Annotated in this window: 5 protein-coding genes; 4 read left to right on the top strand and 1 reads right to left on the bottom strand. The window is 48.9% G+C overall.

What is annotated here, in order from left to right:
* Positions 1-330: 330 nt before the first annotated feature.
* Together ACUVQO_RS22690 and ACUVQO_RS22685 are read left to right on the top strand one after the other, a co-directional pair.
* Positions 331-945, top strand: a complete 615-nt coding sequence (locus ACUVQO_RS22690) for a rhomboid family intramembrane serine protease (protein ID WP_445928092.1) — start codon at positions 331-333, stop codon at positions 943-945.
* A 5-nt stretch (positions 946-950) separates the two neighbouring features.
* Positions 951-1772, top strand: a complete 822-nt coding sequence (locus tag ACUVQO_RS22685; RefSeq protein ID WP_445928091.1) for an SDR family oxidoreductase — start codon at positions 951-953, stop codon at positions 1770-1772.
* A gap of 218 nt (positions 1773-1990) precedes the next feature.
* Here ACUVQO_RS22685 and ACUVQO_RS22680 read toward each other — a convergent pair whose 3' ends face one another.
* Complete coding sequence (locus ACUVQO_RS22680; protein ID WP_445928090.1) at positions 1991-2818, bottom strand: helix-turn-helix transcriptional regulator; 828 nt, start codon at positions 2816-2818, stop codon at positions 1991-1993.
* Positions 2819-3044: 226 nt separating this feature from the next.
* Between ACUVQO_RS22680 and ACUVQO_RS22675 the strand changes: the two genes are divergently transcribed.
* Positions 3045-3239, top strand: coding sequence for a hypothetical protein (locus ACUVQO_RS22675; RefSeq protein ID WP_445928089.1), 195 nt, complete (start codon positions 3045-3047; stop codon positions 3237-3239).
* A gap of 15 nt (positions 3240-3254) precedes the next feature.
* The gene (locus ACUVQO_RS22670) at positions 3255-3596 is read left to right on the top strand and encodes a hypothetical protein (protein ID WP_445928088.1); all 342 of its coding nucleotides are present in this window, start codon (positions 3255-3257) and stop codon (positions 3594-3596) included.
* Positions 3597-3813 lie beyond the last annotated feature (217 nt).

Here is a 3813-nt window from a genome sequence, read left to right as displayed (position 1 = left end):
GCTTCGCATACAGCGCGGGACTTATAGCTCCCTGAACCCCTCAATAGTTAAAAGAATAGTGGATAGCTAGGAGGCACGTGGTGTGTAGCACGTGGCACAAGAGAAGGTGGAAAAGGTGAGGGTGTAAGGAAGTGGACGGGTGACTGAGTAGGTGGATCAATGCAAACTCAAAACTTAGAATTGACAACTACTCCAGCACCACACAACACAAATTAAACCTTGTTCAAGTCCAGAACCATAGCTTTTCTTATAGGAAAACGACCGCTCTCTAGCTGGACTTGGTTTAGTTAAGAGCCAATCCAAAATTCAAAATCGCAAATCCAAAATCCTATGAAAGGCCACAGACCCGAACCAACGATCACTCAGGAACTAAAAGCCCATGCCATGATTTTGGGTGGGCTAGTAGCCATTGCCTGGGGATTGGAATTGTTTGATCTATTGTTCTTTAGACAGGGGCTTAATCCGGTGAGCGGATTGGATCAATATGGGATTGTGCCCCGGAATTTGATTGGGCTACGGGGAATTCTGTTTGCCCCTTTTCTGCACGGAAATTTAGCCCATTTGATTGGCAATACGATTCCCTTCCTGGTGCTGGGCTGGTTTGTGATGCTACGGGAAATTAGTGATTTCTTCGTAGTCACTATAATTTCTGCCCTGGTGAGTGGCTTGGGCACCTGGCTATTCGGTGCTCCCGGCATCCATATTGGAGCCAGTGGGGTGATTTTTGGCTATCTGGGCTATCTGCTGTTGCGGGGCTATTTTGAACGCAGCGCGATCGCAATCGTCATGTCGCTGTTTGTCTGCATCCTGTACGGTAGTCTGTTATTGGGGCTATCTCCCTTTCAAACCGGGATTTCCTGGGAAGGACACCTGTTTGGCTTTCTGGGGGGAGTTCTGTCAGCCCGGTTATTAGCAAACACCAATAGACGCTCCGCAGGAGGCTAGATCTGTTGACGAATGCAGTCATTTTAGGCTGTGGCTATGTGGGAACGGAGGTGGCCCGATTGTGGCGACCCACTCTGACGGTGACGGCCACAACCACAACTCCAGCACGAGTTGCGGAACTAGAAACGATCGCCCATCGGGTTGTGGTTTTGCAGGGAAGTGATGCCGTTGCCCTGCGATCGCTCCTCCAGAATCAGGAGATTGTCTTGCTATCTGTGGGTGCCCGCTATGGCAGCTATACCGATACTTACCTGAAAACGGCTGAAACGCTGGTAGCTACTCTGCAACAGTGCCCCTCCGTGCGTCAGATCATTTACACAAGCAGTTATGCGGTGTATGGCGATCGCGGCGGAGCCTGGGTGGATGAAACCACTCCGGTTGCTCCAGCAAACGCAAACGGTGAGGTGTTAGCGGCTACGGAACAGGTACTCCTGAATGCTGCCAGTGACCGCTTGAAGGTTTGTGTCTTTCGCCTGGGAGGAATTTACGGCCCCGGTCGGGAACTGGTGAAAATTTTTGGCCGCGTTGCCGGAACCACCCGTCCTGGTACTGGCGAAGATGCCGCCAACTGGGTACATCTGGATGATATTGTGGGCGCGATCGACTTTGCCCGTCAGCAAGGTTTAGATGGCATTTACAATCTCGTTGGCACTGTTCCGCTAACCAGTAAAGAATTGCTGGATCAGGTTTGCTCCACTCATCACCTGCCCCCCGTCTTCTGGGATCCTACTCAACCTAGCCTGCGTCCCTACAACGCCAAAGTGTCTAATCAGAAACTCAGATCCGCTGGCTATGGTTTCATCCATCCCGAAATCCAACAGCTCTAATTCACCCTAACGACTGAAGTCGCGGCTATCCGGCGAAACCCTGCCGACGCAGGTTACTGAAAACCTCAATTTTATCGAGTCTGCGTCGGCAGACTTTGTGGGTTTAGTCGCAGTTTTAACTGCCGGATACTCTGAGGTACAGTAGCAGCAGTTTTCAAGGCAAGCCCTATATTTTGCCAATTCTGATCAGACTTAACCCATCGGAATTTGAGTAAGTTTTAACTGTACAACTGACTCATTAATTCCAGTTCCCGCTTCAAGCGATCGCGAATTGCTATTGGGGATATGACTTCACAGTCCCTACCATAGCGCAGCACTTCTCGAATGAACCAGAAGGTGCTGGTTACCTGTCGGACTACTCGTCGCACCTGGGGAGAGCCACCGAGCCATTCATTCACTTTATCCCGGTTCGTTTTACTCTGATAAGCAAAAGCCAGCCCACGGCGTAAATGCATTTCAACCGGAATCATGGCTAACCCAGCCCGCCATGCGCCGCCGATTTGAGCAACTGAGGCATCAGTGATTCGATCCAGCCGCAGACACCAGTTATGGGCTAATTCTGGTAAATCTTGATTGCCAGCCGTTTCCTCACACCAACAATCGAGGTACTGGCGGTCTTCATGGATGGCAATTTCGGCATAGCGAATGGTGAACTGCCAGATTCGTTCGGCAGCATCCTGATAGAACAGTTGAAACGGCTGTTGCCGGAGCAGGTAACGTTCTACCTCTAGCCGCCAGGATGGCACTGGGTGGGCAATGAACTGTTCTAATTCGATTCGTAAAGGAATAGTTAGTTCACTGCGCTCACACAATAGTTGAGCGATCGCAATCGCCATCTCGATTTCTCCGGCATCCACCAGGGCAGTGCGGGCACGGTTAAGAGCGATAATGCGCGCTTTTGGCCAATCATGATTGGGGGCAATGGCAAGTTGACGACGGGCGATCGCTTCCACCAGTTTCGAGATATTGGGGCGATCGCCCCAAGTTAGGCCAAACTCCAGCGCGAGAACTTCAAGCTGGGCCTTGTCCTGTTCTTTAAGAGACAACGTAATGGAATGACCTTTTCGGCTCATAAATATACGGATACTTTGTCTATATCTAGTCTTGTCGCCCCCTATTTTCGATGCCATGATTAACTTATGCAACTTTCTACAGACACAAAGTCAGCACATCAAGGGGAACTTTGAGCCTTGTCAATTTCTGTGAAGTGATGAGCACTCATTTCCAATTTATAGAAAAGTTCGGGAACTTTTGAGTAAAGGGAGTTTTGCTATGACAACCCTGGAAAAGCTGATGCAGGTTTTGTCGGATGGAAACTGGCATTCAACCAAGGAACTGGTACAGGAAGTGGGGCATCGATTTCCGGCCACTATCTATAGGGCTAAGCAGAAGGGCGATCGCATCGAGAAACACCGGGTTGATCGCAATCAGTTCGAGTATCGCTTGTTGGTTGCAGGAAAAATTTAAATAGGGACATTTGCGATGAGACTGCTAAACCGTCCTCCTAAAATACTTGAAGAACGCTATTTTAGTGAAGTTCGTCCGTTACTCTATAAGCAGCATAGAATGTATCGTCAGCGGGGTAAACGAGAAAAGCATACGTTAGCAGAACATCTTGATTCTGCGTGTCAATTTGTTTTGACGGTCAGCAAAATGGCAGGAGTGCCAGATGACAAACGAGCAGTAATTTTAGCGGCTACGGCAGTTCACGATTTGAACAAACTAGATGAACGTGGACGGAACGTGAAGACTCTAGCCAGAGATAAAGCCTTTCTGCGAGAACAACTGGAAAAAGCTGGGGTCAGCAGTTTTGGCTCTGGGTAAGCTGAATTGGAATTAGCTAGACGGCTAATTGAGCGGCACTCTGGGCATAATGCAAGTGATGGGGCATTATTTTTGCCAGAAGATCCGCAGATTAAGCGATGGGCAGCCATTCTAATTGCAGCAGACTTATTTGACCTAGAATTATCAGCAGATGATCTAACACAATAGTTCGGACAGTTTTTACAGAGAAAAACAAGATTCTAGACAAAAAACTACC

Source organism: Leptodesmis sp. (genome assembly GCF_052746595.1).
Note: the sequence above shows the minus strand (reverse complement) of the source record. Positions and strands in the feature narration are given on the sequence as shown.